At 70.1% G+C, this 14991-nt stretch carries 13 protein-coding genes; 3 read left to right on the top strand and 10 right to left on the bottom strand.

The genetic code is table 11. From position 1 onward, the window contains the following. Positions 1-53: 53 nt before the first annotated feature. From lspA to murJ, 4 genes are all read right to left on the bottom strand, one after another. Positions 54-557, bottom strand: coding sequence for a signal peptidase II (lspA, locus tag WAT24_RS09120; protein ID WP_336807544.1), 504 nt, complete (start codon positions 555-557; stop codon positions 54-56). 140 nt (positions 558-697) lie between these two features. Further along, complete coding sequence (gene ileS, locus WAT24_RS09115) at positions 698-3559, bottom strand: isoleucine--tRNA ligase (RefSeq protein ID WP_336807543.1); 2862 nt, start codon at positions 3557-3559, stop codon at positions 698-700. Between the two features lie 111 nt (positions 3560-3670). Then, entirely contained in the window at positions 3671-4588 is a 918-nt protein-coding gene (locus WAT24_RS09110; RefSeq protein ID WP_425605285.1) for a bifunctional riboflavin kinase/FAD synthetase, read from the bottom strand. 172 nt (positions 4589-4760) lie between these two features. Further along, positions 4761-6368 carry a murein biosynthesis integral membrane protein MurJ gene (gene murJ / locus WAT24_RS09105; protein WP_336807541.1) on the bottom strand — a complete coding sequence of 536 codons (1608 nt, stop codon included), beginning with the start codon at positions 6366-6368 and terminating at the stop codon, positions 4761-4763. 249 nt (positions 6369-6617) lie between these two features. Between murJ and rpsT the strand changes: the two genes are divergently transcribed. After that, entirely contained in the window at positions 6618-6881 is a 264-nt protein-coding gene (gene rpsT / locus WAT24_RS09100) for a 30S ribosomal protein S20 (RefSeq protein ID WP_336807540.1), read from the top strand. A gap of 176 nt (positions 6882-7057) precedes the next feature. Here rpsT and WAT24_RS09095 read toward each other — a convergent pair whose 3' ends face one another. From WAT24_RS09095 to WAT24_RS09070, 6 genes are all read right to left on the bottom strand, one after another. Further along, positions 7058-7786 carry a copper homeostasis protein CutC gene (locus WAT24_RS09095; protein ID WP_336807539.1) on the bottom strand — a complete coding sequence of 243 codons (729 nt, stop codon included), beginning with the start codon at positions 7784-7786 and terminating at the stop codon, positions 7058-7060. Beyond that, positions 7786-8826, bottom strand: a complete 1041-nt coding sequence (locus tag WAT24_RS09090) for a glycosylasparaginase (protein WP_336807538.1) — start codon at positions 8824-8826, stop codon at positions 7786-7788. Before WAT24_RS09090 ends, WAT24_RS09095 begins: the two co-directional genes overlap by 1 nt. Before the next feature lie 105 nt (positions 8827-8931). Next, positions 8932-10011, bottom strand: coding sequence for an Obg family GTPase CgtA (gene cgtA, locus WAT24_RS09085; RefSeq protein WP_336807537.1), 1080 nt, complete (start codon positions 10009-10011; stop codon positions 8932-8934). 164 nt (positions 10012-10175) lie between these two features. Then, entirely contained in the window at positions 10176-10433 is a 258-nt protein-coding gene (rpmA, locus tag WAT24_RS09080; protein WP_336807536.1) for a 50S ribosomal protein L27, read from the bottom strand. A gap of 24 nt (positions 10434-10457) precedes the next feature. Beyond that, entirely contained in the window at positions 10458-10772 is a 315-nt protein-coding gene (gene rplU / locus WAT24_RS09075) for a 50S ribosomal protein L21 (protein ID WP_327479506.1), read from the bottom strand. Positions 10773-10887: 115 nt separating this feature from the next. After that, positions 10888-11400 (bottom strand): DUF2059 domain-containing protein, encoded by a 513-nt coding sequence (locus WAT24_RS09070; RefSeq protein ID WP_336807535.1) that lies wholly within the window; start codon positions 11398-11400, stop codon positions 10888-10890. A gap of 133 nt (positions 11401-11533) precedes the next feature. On the opposite strand from WAT24_RS09070, the gene uvrA reads away from it, so the two are divergent. Both uvrA and WAT24_RS09060 read left to right on the top strand, forming a co-directional pair. Further along, the gene (uvrA, locus tag WAT24_RS09065; RefSeq protein WP_336807534.1) at positions 11534-14473 is read left to right on the top strand and encodes an excinuclease ABC subunit UvrA; all 2940 of its coding nucleotides are present in this window, start codon (positions 11534-11536) and stop codon (positions 14471-14473) included. Then, positions 14470-14955: an acyl-CoA thioesterase gene (locus tag WAT24_RS09060; protein ID WP_425605284.1), complete on the top strand. Its 486-nt coding sequence runs from the start codon at positions 14470-14472 to the stop codon at positions 14953-14955. The genes uvrA and WAT24_RS09060 overlap by 4 nt, the downstream gene beginning before the upstream one ends. Positions 14956-14991 lie beyond the last annotated feature (36 nt).

Below are 14991 nucleotides of genomic sequence, written 5' to 3'. Positions count from 1 at the left end.
TCCGAATCGGGGGAAGTCGCGGTGACGCACCGCAGCGCACCTGCGGCAGGGGATTATCGCACGTCCCCCGCCGGCTTCCCGCCGCGCAGGCCGAACAGGATCAGCAGCACCGCACCCACCGTGATGCCGCAATCGGCCACGTTGAAGACGGGATAGCTCCACTGCCGGTAGTAGACGTGGATGAAGTCGGTCACCTGGGCCGCGTGCAACCGGTCGACCAGGTTGCCCAGTGCCCCGCCGACGATCAGCGCCAGGGGCGCTGCCGTGCGCCAGTCGCGGCGCGGGGTACGCGCCAGCCAGACCACCAGCGCGCCGCTGATCAGCAGGGCGAGCGCCACGAAGAACCAGCGCTGCCAGCCGGTGCGGTCGGCCAGGAAATTGAACGCCGCGCCGGTGTTGAAGGCCAGCGTCCAGTTCATCAGCCCCGGTATCACCGGATGCGGCATGCCCGCTGGCTGCAAGGCGTGCAGCGCCCACCACTTGGTGAGCTGGTCCAGGCCGATCACCAGCAGGGAAAGCAGCAGCCAGGGCAAGGCGTTGGGTTTGGGGTATCGCATGCGCATCTCACGGTAGTTCCCGCCCTCCCCGGAGAGGATGCCCGAAGGGCAGGCGGGTGAGGGTTCGGGCGAAGCGGGGCATTGAGGCACCCTCGGCCCCTCACCCCAGCCCCTCTCCGGCGGGAGAGGGGCGTTCAAGGTCAGAACCAGCGGCGCGTCTCGCCCTGCCCCACCACGTTCTCCACGCAGCGGCCGCAGAGCTCCGGATGGTCGGGATGGCTGCCCACGTCCGGGCGACGATGCCAGCAGCGCACGCACTTGGCCGCCTCGCTCACCCCGGCCGACACCCAGGCTTCGCCCTCGGCCAGCTCGACCCTGACGGCCTCGGCCGGACGCGGCGACAGCGGCGAAAGCGCGGCCTCGGAGGTGATGAAGAAGAAGCGCAGTTCCTCCTGGGCCGGCGCATAGCGCGCCAGCAGCGCCGGGTCGGCGTGGATGGCGAGAGTGGCTTCGAGCGAGGCGCCGATGCGGTCGCTCTTGCGCATGCCCTCGAGCACGCGCGCGGCCGCTTCGCGGATCGCCAGCAGGTCGGCCCACCAGCGACGCTGTTCCGGCGAGCCCTGGGTGGCGGCCAGGCCTTCGTACCACGTCTCGAACAGCACGCTTTCGCCGCGTTCGCCCGGCAGGTGCCGCCAGATCTCCTCGGCAGTGAACGCCAGGATCGGCGCCAGCCAGCGCACCAGCGCCTCGGCGATGCGGAACATCGCGCTCTGCGCGCTGCGCCGGCCGTGGCTGTCGGTCGGCATGGTGTAGAGGCGGTCCTTGGTGATGTCCAGGTACAGCGCGCCCATCTCGTTGGTGCAGAAGTTCTGCACGCGGGCGACGATGTCCGGGTAGTCGTAGCGCTCGTACGCGGCGACGATCGCCTGCTGCGCATCGAACGCCTGCTGCGCCGCCCACTGGTCCAGCGGGAGCGTCTGCTCCACCGGCAGCAGGTGCCTGGCCGGATCGAAGCCGTCCAGGTTGCCGAGCAGGAAGCGCGCGGTGTTGCGGATGCGCCGGTAGCTGTCCGAGACGCGCTTCAAGATCTCGTCGGAGACGGTCATCTCGTTGCGGTAGTCCGCCGAGGCCACCCACAGGCGCAGCACGTCCGCGCCGAGCGTGTCCATCACCTTCTGCGGTGCCACCACGTTGCCCAGCGACTTGGACATCTTGCGGCCCTGCGCATCGACGGTGAAGCCGTGCGTGAGCACCTCGTCGTAGGGCGCGCGGCCATGGATCGCCGAGGCGGTCAGCAGGGAGGACTGGAACCAGCCGCGGTGCTGGTCCGAGCCCTCCAGGTACATCACCTCGTACTGCGACGCGTCGCCCTGCTGCAGTTCCGGCCGCTGGCCGAGCACGCAGAAGTGGGTGACGCCCGAGTCGAACCACACGTCGAGGATGTCGGTGACCTTCTCGTAGTCGCCGGCCTGCTCGCCCAGCAGCTCGGCCGGATCGAGCGCGTACCAGGCGTCGACACCGCCCTGCTCCACCTTCTTCGCCACCTGCTCCAGCAGCCCGACGGAATCGGGATGCGGCGCCTGCGTGGCCTTGTGCACGAACAGCGCGATCGGCACGCCCCAGGTGCGCTGGCGGCTGATACACCAGTCCGGGCGGCCGGCGACCATGCCGGCGATGCGCTCCTCGCCCCAGGCGGGTACCCAGCGCACGTCCTTGATCGCCTTGATCGCGGTCGCGCGCAGTTGCGCCTGCTCCATGCCGATGAACCACTGCGGCGTGGCGCGGTAGATCACCGGGGTCTTGTGGCGCCAGCAGTTGGGGTAGCTGTGCTCGATCTTCGCCTGCGCCAGCAGTACGCCGCGCGCGCGCAGCAGCTCGGCGATGGCGTCGTTGGCCTTCCAGATGTGCAGGCCGGCCAATTCGAGGCCGTCGGCCGCCGGTACGTCCTCGCGGTAGGCCCCGCGGGGGCCGACGTAGTTGAGCGTGGAGAGGCCGTTCTCGCGGCCGACCACGAAGTCCTCCACGCCGTGGTCGGGCGCGGTGTGCACGGCGCCGGTGCCGTCCTCGGCGGAGACGTGCTCGCCGAGCAGGATCGGGACGTGGCGCGGGTAGAACGGATGCTGCAGCCGCAGGCCGTCGAGGTCGCCGCCCCTGGCATGGCCGAGCACGTGCGCGGCATCGACGCCGTAGCGCCTGAGCGCCGGCTCGACCAGCGCGCTGGCGATCACCAGCAACACGCGCCGACCTTCGCGCGCGGGGCCTTCGACCAGCGCGTATTCCAGCTCCGCGCCCAGCGCCACCGCCTGGCTGGAAGGCAGCGTCCAGGGCGTGGTGGTCCAGATCGGCACGGCAACGACGGCGTCGCCCGGGTCCACTGCGAACTTGCCCGCCAGCGCCGCCGGGTCGACCGCGTCATAGGCCACGTCGACCGCGGGCGACACCTTGTCGCCGTACTCGATCTCCGCCTCGGCCAGCGCCGAGCCGCAGTCGAAACACCAGTACACCGGCTTGGCGCCGCGCACCACGTGGCCGTTGGCGAGGATGCGCGCCAGCGCGCGCAGCATGTCCGCCTCGTAGCGGAAGTCCATCGTCTTGTAGGGATGCGACCAGTCGCCGAGCACGCCCAGCCGCTTGAAGCCGGCGCGCTGTCCGTCCACCTGCTCCTGCGCGTACTCGCGGCATTTCTGGCGGAACGCGGTGGCATCGAGCTTCTCGCCCGGCTTGCCGTGTTTCTTCTCCACGGCGATCTCGATCGGCAGGCCGTGGCAGTCCCAGCCCGGCACGTAGGGCGAGCGGTAGCCGGCCAGCAGCTTGGAGCGGACCACCATGTCCTTGAGGATCTTGTTGACCGCATGGCCGATGTGGATCGAGCCGTTGGCGTACGGCGGGCCGTCGTGCAGCACGAACATCCGGTCGCGTCCGGCCGTGCGCTGCTGGATCTGCCCGTAGCGGTCGGCCTGCTCCCACTCGGCCAGCCACGCCGGCTCGCGCTTGGGCAGGTCGCCGCGCATCGGGAAGTCCGTCTGCGGCAGGTTGATCGTGCTCTTGTAGTCGTGCGTCATCGTGGGAACGGCCCTTTGGGCGCCGAACGCGCAGGAAGCGCCGGCGAACCGCTAAAACTAGTGGAATTTGCTGCGCTGCGGTAGGGGCGCCCCGTGTGCCCGGGCCCGGATTCAGGCCTCCGCCAGCCTCGGGTTCATGCCGAGCAGCTCGCGCGCCTGGCGCGCGTCGCGGTGCATCTGTTCGGTGAGCGCCTCCAGGCCGTCGAACTTCTGCTCCTCGCGCAGCTTGGCGACGAACTCCACCGCCATGCGCCGACCGTACAGGTCGCCCTCGAAATCGAACAGGTGCACTTCCAGCACCGGCTGGGTGACCTGGTTCACCGTCGGGCGCAGCCCCAGCGAGGCCACGCCCGGCCAGCTGCACGGTGCCTCGCCCAGGCCCACGCGCACGGCGAAGATGCCCAGCACCGGACTCACCCGGCGGCGCAGGTGGATGTTGGCGGTGGGAAAGCCCAGCGTACGCCCGAGCTGGTTGCCGCGCTCGATGCGACCCTCGATCACGAACGGCCGTCCCAGCAGCGGCGCCGCGCCGGCGAACTCGCCGGCGGCGAGCAGGCCGCGCACGCGCGTGGCCGAGACGCGCGCGCCCTCGAGCAGCACCGGCGGCATCACGTGGGTGGCGAAGCCGAGCTCGCGGCCCATCCGCGCCAACATCGCGACGTCGCCCGCGCGCTTGTGGCCGAAACGGAAGTCGCTGCCCACCCAGACCTCCCGCGCCGCCATCCGATGGACCAGCACGCGGCGCACGAAATCCTCCGCGGACATCGCCGTGAGCGCGGCGTTGAAGCGCAGTAGCAGCACCTGCGCCATGCCGGCGGCGGCGAAGCCGCGCAGCTTCTCGCGCACGCCCGACAACCGCGGCACCGGTTCCGGCGAGAAGTACGCCCGCGGCAAGGGTTCGAAACTCACCACGCCCGGCGCCAGATCCAGCTCGCCTGCGCGCAGGCGTACCTCGGCCAGCAGGGCCTGGTGGCCCCGGTGCAGGCCGTCGAAGGCGCCGATCGCCACCACGCTGCCCGCGGGCGCCATGCACGGCCCCGCGACGTCCCTGGAAAGTCTCATCCGGCGAGTATAAGGAAGTCCGCCCTCCGCCGCGCCCGCTGTCGCCCCGTAGGAGCGCTTGCTCGCGATGCTTTTTCGTCGCCCACCATCGGGCAAGGGCATCGCGGGCCAGCTCGCTCCTGCAGGTACGGCCCGCAACCTACACGCCGCGCAGGTCGCGCAGGCGGAAACCGGCGGCGAACAATACGGCGACGTAGGTCGCGCCGCCCGCGGAAACCAGCGCCGCCAGGTGCCACAGCCGGGTCACGCTCGGCACGCCGGTCCAGTCCGGCCACAGCCAGCGGCCCAGCAGCAGCACGGCCACCATGGCCGCGCAGGCCAGCGCCAGGCGCGTCAGGTGCCGTGCCCAGCCGTGCTGGCGCTCGTACACCCCGGCCTGCTTCAGCCAGCGCCACAGCAGCCCCAGGTTGATGTAGCTGGCCAGAGCGCTGGCCATGCCCAGCGCCATGTGCAGGCCCGGCACCTCGGCCAGCGCCTGCAGCCATGGCGCCTGCTTCTGCGCGGGCGTGGCCCACAGCGTGAACAGCAGCACGACGAACAGCACGTTCAGCACCATGTTGGCGACCAGCGAAGCAACGCCCGCGCGCACCGGCGTGCGCGTGTCCTGCCGCGCGTAGAAGGCCGGCAGCAGCACCTTGACCAGCGCGAAGGCCGGCAGGCCGAAGCTGAGCGCGGTGATGGAAAGCGTCGCCATGCGCGTATCGAACGCGTCGAAGCGGCCGTGCTGGAACAGCGTGGCCACCAGCGGCTCGGCCAGCAGCATCAGGCCGAACATCGCCGGCACCGAGATCAGCAGCGTGGTGCGCAGGCCCCAGTCCAGCGCCCTGGAGAAGCCTGCACGGTCGGTCGCCACGTGGTGGCGCGACAGCGAGGGCAGGATCACCGTGCCCAGCGCCACGCCGAACACGCCCAGCGGCAGCTCCAGGAAGCGGTCCGCCTGCGACAGCCAGCTCTGCGAGCCGGCGATCAGCAGCGAGGCGATCACGGTGTCGAGCAGCAGGTTGATCTGCGCCACCGACGAGCCGAACAGCGTGGGCACCATCAGCCGCATGATCCGGCGCACCAGCGGATGGCTCCAGCCCCAGCGCGGCAGCGCCAGCAGGTCCAGTCCGCGCAGCGCCGGCAACTGGAACAGCAGTTGCAGGATGCCCGCGGCGAGGATCGCCCAGCCCATCGCCATGATCGGCGTCTGCAGCCGCCTGGACAGCCACAGCGCGCCGGCAATCATGCACAGGTTGAGGATCACCGGCGTCAACGCCGGCAGGCCGAAGCGGTGGAAGCTGTTCAGCGCCCCGCCGCACAGCGCCGTCAGCGAAACGAACAGCAGGAAGGGGAAGGTCAGCCGCAGCAGCTCGACGGTGAGCGTGAACTTGTGCGCCTCGTCGATGGCGCCGGGCGAGAACAGCATGGTCACCTGCGGCGCGAAGACCACCCCGACCGCGGTGACCACCAGCAGCACGCCGCCCAGGGTGCCGGACACCCGTGCCATCAGTTCCTTGAGCTCGGCGTGGGTGCCCTTTTCCTTCACCTCGGTGAACACCGGGACGAACGCGGTCGAGAACGAGCCCTCGGCGAACAGCCGGCGCATGAAGTTGGGAATGCGGAACGCCACCCAGAACGCGTCGGTCGCCGCGTTGGCGCCGAAGGCGGCGTTGATCGCCATGTCCCGTACCAGGCCGAGCACGCGCGACACCATCGTCATGCTGCTGAACGAGAGCAGCCCGCGGAACATGCTGGGGGTCTTCATGCGTGGGGGCGAAACCTGGCGAGGCGAAAGCCCCTAGTGTGACAGCCTGCCGGGGCGCGGAGATAGCGGCCGATGGCGGCGGCATGGCGAGGAGACGCCCAGCGCCGGGCGTCCTGCCATCCGCCACCTCGCCGACGCCCGCCTACACCGGCCGTCGGCGGGCAGGCGGGCTAAACGGTTGACCGGCCAGCGCATTGCCCGCATAATTGCGCGTCTTTTTCCAACCCAAGCCTTCTCTGGAGTTCTACCTTGGCCAACATCAAGTCCGCGAAGAAGCGCGCGCGCCAGTCCGAGCAGCGCCGCCTGCGCAACGTCAGCGCCCGTTCCATGGTGCGCACCGCCCTGAGGAAGGTCGTCAAGGCCATCGAGGCGAAGGACAAGGCCGCCGCCGTGGAAGCCTTCGCCGCCGCGCAGCCGGTCATGGACCGCTACGCCGCGCGTGGCCTGATCCACAAGAACAAGGCCGCTCGCCACAAGAGCCGCCTCAACGCGAAGATCCGCGAGCTGGCGTAAGCCGGCCTCTCGTCTACGGGTTGGTGGAAGGGCCGGCGCACGCCGGCCTTTTCTTTTGGCCCGCGTGAGGCCCGGACCCGAGGCATCGCGAACGAGCAGGAAACGGCTGTACAGGAGCGAGCTTGCTCACGATGCCCTTGCCTGCCCGGCCAGGGCCCAGCCAGGTGCTCCCCGGGTCAACGCCCGCGCAACGCCGCCGCCAGCGCGGCCACCACCGCCGGGGCGCTCTCCTCCCGATCCGCCGGCAGCCCGGTGATGGCCGTCCGCCAGCGCATCGCCGAGTCGCGTCGGGTGCGCGCGGAAGCATGGAATTCGTCGGCGCGGCTGCGCGTGGCGACCTCGGCCAGGTTGCCGGGCCGGATCCCGGCGCCGGCCATGATGCGGATGCGCCCGGCTGCCTGCGCGACCAGCGCCGCGATCGCCGGCGCCCCGTGCTGCGCGCTGTCGCGCCCGCCCGAGGTGAGCACCCGCTCGCAGCCCAGGGCGATCACCTCCTCCAGCGCGCGCGCCGGTTCGCGCACGGCGTCGAAGGCGCGGTGGAAGGTCACCCCCAGCGTGCCCGCCGCGGCCACCAGCGCGGCGCAGCGGGCGCGGTCGATTCCGCCGTCGGGGTCCAGCGCACCGATCACCACGCCGTCGCAGCCCAGGCGCACGCAGGCGTCGACGTCACGCAGCATGACCTCCAGCTCGGCATCTTCGTACAGGAAGTCCCCGTCGCGCGGGCGGACCAGCACGTAGAGCGGCAGGCGCACGCGCTCGCGCACCGTGGCGATCAGACCGTACGAAGGCGTGGTGCCGCCGCCGGCGAGGTTGCCGCAGAGCTCCACCCGGTCGGCACCGCCTGCCTGCGCGGCCAGCGCCGAGGCGAGCGACCCGGCGGCGATCTCCAGCAGCGGGCGCGGCATCAGGAGAAGCTCGTGGCGTACACGCTGGGCGAGGCGTAGAGGCCATCCGGCCGGCGCGCGTCGCACACCGCGTACGTGAAGCCGTGCTGGATCGCATGGGCACCCACGGCGCCGTCGCGGCGCAGCGCGATGAAGCCCACCTGCATCTCGCGCGCGCCGTCCGGCCGCTTCTTCACGATGCGCCGCACCGCTTCCTCGCAGGCTTCCTGCGGGCTGCGTCCCTGGCGCATCAGCTCGACCACCAGGAAGCTGCCGGCGTTGCGGATCACTTCCTCGCCCACGCCGGTGGAGGTGGCGCCGCCGACCTCGCCGTCCACGTAGAGGCCGGCACCGATGATCGGACTGTCGCCGACCCGCCCGTGCAGCTTCCAGGCCATGCCGCTGGTCGTGCAGGCCCCCGCCAGGTGGCCATGGGCATCCACGGCGAGCATGCCGATGGTGTCGTGGTTGCGCGGACCGCCCGGCAGGTTGCGGTGGTAGTCGAGGTTTTCGCTGTTGGCCACGGGCTTGTACCTGGCCGTCTTCAACCATTCGTGCCAGGCCTTCTCGGCCTCCGGCGTGAGCAGGTTCTCCTCGTGGAAGCCCTGCTCGCGCGCGAACTGCAGCGCGCCGTCGCCGACCAGCAGCACGTGCGGCGTCGCCTCCATCACGCGGCGCGCCACGCGGATCGGGTGCGCGATGCGCTCCAGGCAGGCGACCGCGCCGCAGCGACCGTCGCCGTCCATGATGCTGGCGTCCAGGGTGACCTTGCCGTCACGGTCGGGGTAGCCGCCCTTGCCCACGCTGTGGTTCCCGAGGTCCGATTCGGGCACCTGCACGCCCTTTTCCACGGCGTCCAGCGCCTTGCCGCCGGCGGCCAGCACCGTCCAGGCCGCCTGGTTGGCCGGCACGCCGAAGTCCCAGGTCGAGATCACGCGGGCGCCGGCCAACGCCGGCAGCGCGCCCTTCGCCGGCACAGCGGCGGCGGCCGCGAAGCGTGGCGCGGCCAGCGCACCGGCGGCCAGCACCGAGGTTTTCAGGAAGTCGCGGCGGGACGGCATGGCGGATCCTCTGACGGCGGCCCGGGGGCCTGATCCCGCGCATGATGCGCGATTACCGCCAGGCGGGCGAGCCGCGCCCGAGAATCCCGTTCACGCCACGCGCCTTCAGCGCGCCCCACCCTCGTCGCGCAGTCGCACGTCGCCCGGCTGCATGTCCGTGCGTTCCGCGCGCGCCTGCCGCTGCGACTCGAAGAAGCGCTGCACCTGCTGGCACACGGCCATCGTGTTGTCGCGGGCGATCGCCGACACCAGGAACCAGGGCGCCTGCCAGTCCAGCCGGGCCACGATGTCCTCGGCGACCGCCTGGCGCTCGTCCTCGGGCAGCACGTCGGCCTTGTTGAGCACCAGCCAGCGCGGACGTTCCAGCAGCTGCGGGTCGAACTTGGCCAGTTCCTGCTCGATGGCACGCACCTGCTCGGCCGGATCGCTGCCGTCGATCGGCGCGATGTCGACCAGGTGCAGCAGCAGCCGCGTGCGCGAAACGTGGCGCAGGAACTGGATGCCCAGGCCGGCCCCTTCGGCGGCGCCCTCGATCAGGCCGGGAATGTCCGCGATCACGAAGCTCTGGTCGGTGCCCAGGCTGACCACGCCCAGGTTGGGGTGCAGCGTGGTGAACGGGTAGTCGGCCACGCGCGGCGTGGCCGCCGAGACGGCGCGGATGAAGGTGGACTTGCCGGCGTTGGGAAAACCGAGCAGGCCCACGTCCGCCAGCAGCCTGAGCTCCAGCTTGAGTTCGCGCACCTCGCCCGGGGTGCCCGGCGTGGCCTTGCGCGGCGCCCGGTTGACCGAGCTCTTGAAGTGGATGTTGCCCAGCCCGCCCTTGCCGCCCTGCGCCACCAGCAGGCGCTGGCCGTGCTGGGTCAGGTCGCCGATCACCTCGTCGGTGTCGACGTTGGTCACCACGGTGCCGACCGGCACACGGATGACCGTGTCCTCGCCGCCCTTGCCGTACATGTCCGAGCCCATGCCGTTCTCGCCGCGCTGCGCCTTGAACACGCGCTGGTGGCGGAAGTCGATCAGCGTGTTGAGGCCCTCGTCGGCCACCAGCCACACCGAGCCGCCGCTGCCGCCGTCGCCGCCATTGGGGCCGCCGAACGGGATGAACTTCTCGCGCCGGAAGCTGACGCAGCCGTTGCCGCCGTCGCCAGCCTGGACTTTGATGATCGCTTCGTCGACGAATTTCATGGCTTGAAGACCGGGAACGGGGAACGGGAACGGGAACGGGCAGAGCGTCAGGCTCAAGGTTAACCGGGAAGCTGCATGTTCCCCGTTCCCTGTTCGCCGTTTCCTGCCTCACAAAAAACAAAAGCCCCGCCGAAGCGGGGCCTTCGCCGCGGTGCAAGGGCAGCTCAGCCCTTGACCACGCTGACGAACTTGCGGTTGTTCTCGCCGCGCGTCTTGAACTCGACGATGCCGTCGGTCAGCGCGTACAGCGTGTGGTCACGGCCCAGGCCCACGCCGGTGCCGGCATGGAACTTGGTGCCGCGCTGGCGGACGATGATGTTGCCGGCCTCGATGGCCTGGCCGCCGTACACCTTCACGCCCAGGTACTTCGGGTTCGAGTCGCGACCGTTGCGGGACGAACCTACGCCTTTTTTGTGTGCCATGACTTGTAATCCTCCGGCTCTGTATCAGGCGTTGATGCCCGTGATCTCGACTTCGGTGAAATGCTGCCGGTGGCCCATCTGCTTCTTGTGGTGCTTGCGGCGGCGGAACTTGATGATGCGCACCTTGTCGGCGCGGCCGTGGCGACGCACGGTGGCCGAAACGGTGGCGCCGGCAACGGTCGGCGCGCCGACGTTGACGGAGTCGCCCGAGCCGACCAGCAGAACCTGGTCGAAGCTCACGTTGGCGCCTTCCTCGGCATCCAGCAGCTCCACGCGCAGCACGTCGCCCTGCTGGACGCGGTACTGCTTGCCGCCGGTCTTGATGACTGCGTAACTCATGGGAATGTCCCTTCTGTCGTTATTCTCTTGGGTGTCGCCACGCTCTAACCGGCCGTGGTGAACGCGGGAGTATAGCGAGCCTGTCAAGGCCTGGTCAAGAATTGAGCAGCGCGGCTCAGTGCGCCGCCGTACCGGCGGGCGCCGGCGCGGGCGGCGTGGCCGGGCACCGGCCCTGCTCGTCGATGCGGCCGTCCTTCTGCAGCTCGGCCAGCATCGCACGGGCCCGGTCGCGCCCCCACGCCTGGCCCAGCTGCATGCCCTCGGCCATGGTGGCGGGCATCTCGGTGATCACCTTGCGGCCCAGCGGCGAGCGGTAGAACTTGATCAGCCCCTGGATGTCGGCCGCGGTGAAATGGCGCTGGTAGATCGGCACCATGCGGTCGGTCAGCTCGCGCGCGCCGTTGGCGTCGATGAAATCCTGCCAGTAGCTGGCCGGGATGCACGGCAATTGCTGCTGCATCATCGCGGCCATCTGCGTGTTCATCTGGCTGAGCATGCGGCCCACGCCCAGCGCGTCGATGAGCTGGCGCACCTGTGCCTGGCTGGGCGGCTTGGGACTGGTCGCCGCCACGCCGCCCGTGCCCGCCGCCAGCAACAGGCCGGCCCCCAGTACGATCCACTTGCGCATGTCCTGCCCCATTGCCTCGCCACCGGACGCGGAAGCCGCGTATTGGGCCACAGCGGGGGCACGGACGCATAGCCGCCAATAACTGACCTCGCCAGGTTGGTATAGTGGGGGGTCCTCCCCATATCCCTGTGCGATGGAAACCATACGCATCCGCGGCGCCCGCACGCACAACCTCAAGAACATCGACCTGGATCTGCCGCGCGATCGCCTGATCGTGATCACCGGCCTGTCCGGCTCGGGCAAATCCTCGCTCGCCTTCGACACGATCTACGCCGAAGGCCAACGCCGCTACGTCGAGTCGCTCTCGGCGTATGCGCGCCAGTTCCTGTCGATGATGGAAAAGCCCGACGTCGACCACATCGAAGGGCTGTCGCCGGCGATCTCGATCGAGCAGAAGTCCACATCGCACAACCCGCGCTCGACCGTCGGCACGATCACCGAGATCTACGACTACCTGCGCCTGCTCTACGCCCGCGTGGGCACGCCGCGTTGCCCTGACCACGCCATCCCGCTGGAGGCCCAGACGGTCAGCCAGATGGTCGACGCCACGCTGGCGCTGGATCCGGAAAAACGCTGGATGCTGCTCGCGCCGGTGGTGCGCGAGCGCAAGGGCGAGCACGTGCAGGTGTTCGACCAGTTGCGCGCGCAGGGCTTCGTGCGTGCCCGCGTCGACGGCGTGGTGTACGAACTCGATGCCGTGCCGCCGCTGACCCTGCGCCAGAAGCACACCATCGAGGTGGTGATCGATCGGTTCCGTCCGCGTGAAGACCTCAAGCAGCGCCTGGCCGAGTCGTTCGAGACCGCGCTGCGCCTGGGCGACGGGCTGGTGATCGTGGTCGACATGGACGACGACAAGGCGCCCGAGCAACTGTTCTCCTCGCGCTATTCCTGCCCGGTCTGCGACTACTCGCTGCCGGAGCTGGAGCCGCGCCTGTTCTCGTTCAACTCGCCGATCGGCGCCTGCCCGAGCTGCGACGGCCTGGGCGTGACGCAGGTGTTCGACCCGGCGCGCGTGGTCGGCCATCCGGAGCTGCCGCTCTCCAACGGTGCGATCCGCGGCTGGGACCGGCGCAACCCGCACTACTTCCAGATGCTGCAGTCGCTGGCGGCGCATTACGGGTTCGAAGTCGACACGCGCTGGCGCGACCTGCCGCCGCACATCCAGCAGGCGATCCTGTACGGCAGCGGCAAGGAGAAGATCGCCTTCCGCTACCTCACCGAGCGCGGCGGCCGGGTGACCCGCGAGCATGCGTTCGAGGGCATCCTTCCCAACCTCGAGCGCCGCTACAAGGAAACCGAATCGACCGCAGTGCGCGAGGAGCTGGCCAAGTACATCAGCGACCATCCCTGCCCCACCTGCGAAGGCCAGCGCCTGAACCGCTCGGCGCGCAACGTGTTCGTCGCCGACCACGCGCTGCCGGCGCTGACCAACCGCTCGATCGACGATGCGCTGGCCTTCTTCGATCAGCTCAGGCTCACCGGCTGGCGCGGCGACATCGCGGCCAAGATCGTCAAGGAGATCCGCGAGCGCCTGACCTTCCTCAACGACGTGGGCCTGAACTACCTCACGCTGGACCGCCAGGCCGACACGCTCTCCGGCGGCGAGGCCCAGCGCATCCGCCTGGCCAGCCAGATCGGCGCCGGCCTGGTCGGCGTCATGTACGTGCTGGACGAACCCTCCATCGGCCTGCACCAGCGCGACAACGAGCGCCTGCTCGGCACCCTCACGCGCCTGCGCGACCTCGGCAACACGGTGATCGTGGTCGAGCACGACGAGGACGCGATCCGCGCCGCCGACCACATCCTGGACATCGGCCCGGGCGCCGGCGTGCACGGCGGCGACGTGGTGGCGCAGGGTACGTTGAAGGACATCCTGGCCACGCCCGCCTCGCTGACCGGCCAGTACCTCTGCGGCGCGCGCAGCATCGAGGTGCCGACCGAGCGGCGCAAGCCGGCCGGCGAGGATGCCTGGCTGCGCCTGACCGGCGCGCGCGGCAACAACCTGAAGAATGTGGACCTGGCGATTCCCGCAGGCCTGTTCACCTGCGTGACCGGCGTGTCCGGCTCGGGCAAGTCCACGCTGGTCAACGACACGCTGTTCCGCCTCGCGGCTGCCGAGCTCAATGGCGCCAGCGCACAGCCGGCCCCGTACGCCTCGGTCAGCGGCATGGAGCTGTTCGACAAGGTGGTCGACATCGACCAGTCGCCGATCGGTCGGACGCCGCGCTCGAACCCGGCGACCTACACCGGCCTGTTCACGCCGCTGCGCGAACTGTTCGCGCAGGTACCCGAGGCGCGCGCGCGCGGCTACACGCCGGGCCGGTTCAGCTTCAACGTGCGCGGCGGCCGCTGCGAGGCCTGCGAGGGCGACGGCATGATCAAGGTGGAGATGCACTTCCTGCCCGACGTGTACGTGCCCTGCGACGTCTGCCACGGCAAGCGCTACAACCGCGAGACGCTGGAGATCCACTACAAGGGCCACACCATCGCCGACGTGCTGGACATGACGGTGGAGGACGCGCTGAAGCTGTTCGAGAACGTGCCGGTGATCGCGCGCAAGCTCGACACCCTGCGCGCCGTGGGCCTGGACTACATCAAGCTCGGCCAGAGCGCGACCACGCTCTCCGGCGGCGAGGCGCAGCGCGTGAAGCTCTCCAAGGAGCTGTCCAAGCGCGACACCGGCCGCACCCTCTACATCCTGGACGAGCCCACCACCGGCCTGCACTTCCACGACATCGAGCAACTGCTCGACGTGCTGCACCAGCTGGTCGACCAGGGCAACACCGTGGTGGTGATCGAGCACAACCTCGACGTGATCAAGACCGCCGACTGGATCGTCGACCTCGGCCCCGAGGGTGGCGCCGGCGGCGGGCGCATCCTGGTGGCGGGCACGCCGGAAGAGGTGGCGGCCACGCCCGAGTCGCACACCGGCCGCTTCCTCGCGCCGCACCTGAAGGCGGCCGCACGCGCCGACGAGCCGGCCAGGCCGGCCGGCAAGCGCGCGAAGAACACGCTCAAGCACATCGCCTCGGCCGACAAGCACAAGCCGATGCCGCGGAAGAAGCGCTCGTGAGCCCGCGCAAGTCCACCCGCAAGCGCGCCGCCATCGGACCGTCGGCCGAGGCAGCCGCGACGGAGGGCGCCAGCCCGTTGTTCACCGCCGCCATCGGCGTGCGCTGGCGCGACCTCGACGCTTTCAACCACGTCAACAACGCCACCTACCTCACCTACCTGGAGGAGGCGCGGTTGCAGTGGTTGAGCCACGTGCCCGGACCGTGGTTCGACGAGCGGTCGATGCCGGTGCTCGCCGCCAGCGCGGTCAACTACCGGCGGCCGATCGAGTGGCCGGCGCAACTGCACGTGGAGCTCGGCTGCACACGGCTGGGCACCAGCTCGGTCACCCTTGCCCACCGCATCCTCGATGCGCAGGACGCCGACCGCCTGTACAGCGACGGCCACGTGGTGCTGGTGTGGATGGATCCCGCTTCCGGCAAACCTGTGCCGCTGCCACAGGCGATCCGCGACGCCGTCGAGATCCGGCAGGCCGACGGCTAGGTCCGCCGTACGGTCGAGCCCGGTTCAGCCGGCCGA

Source organism: Fulvimonas yonginensis, assembly GCF_037137055.1.
Classification (GTDB): Bacteria; Pseudomonadota; Gammaproteobacteria; order Xanthomonadales; family Rhodanobacteraceae; genus Frateuria_A; species Frateuria_A yonginensis.
Note: the sequence above shows the minus strand (reverse complement) of the source record. Positions and strands in the feature narration are given on the sequence as shown.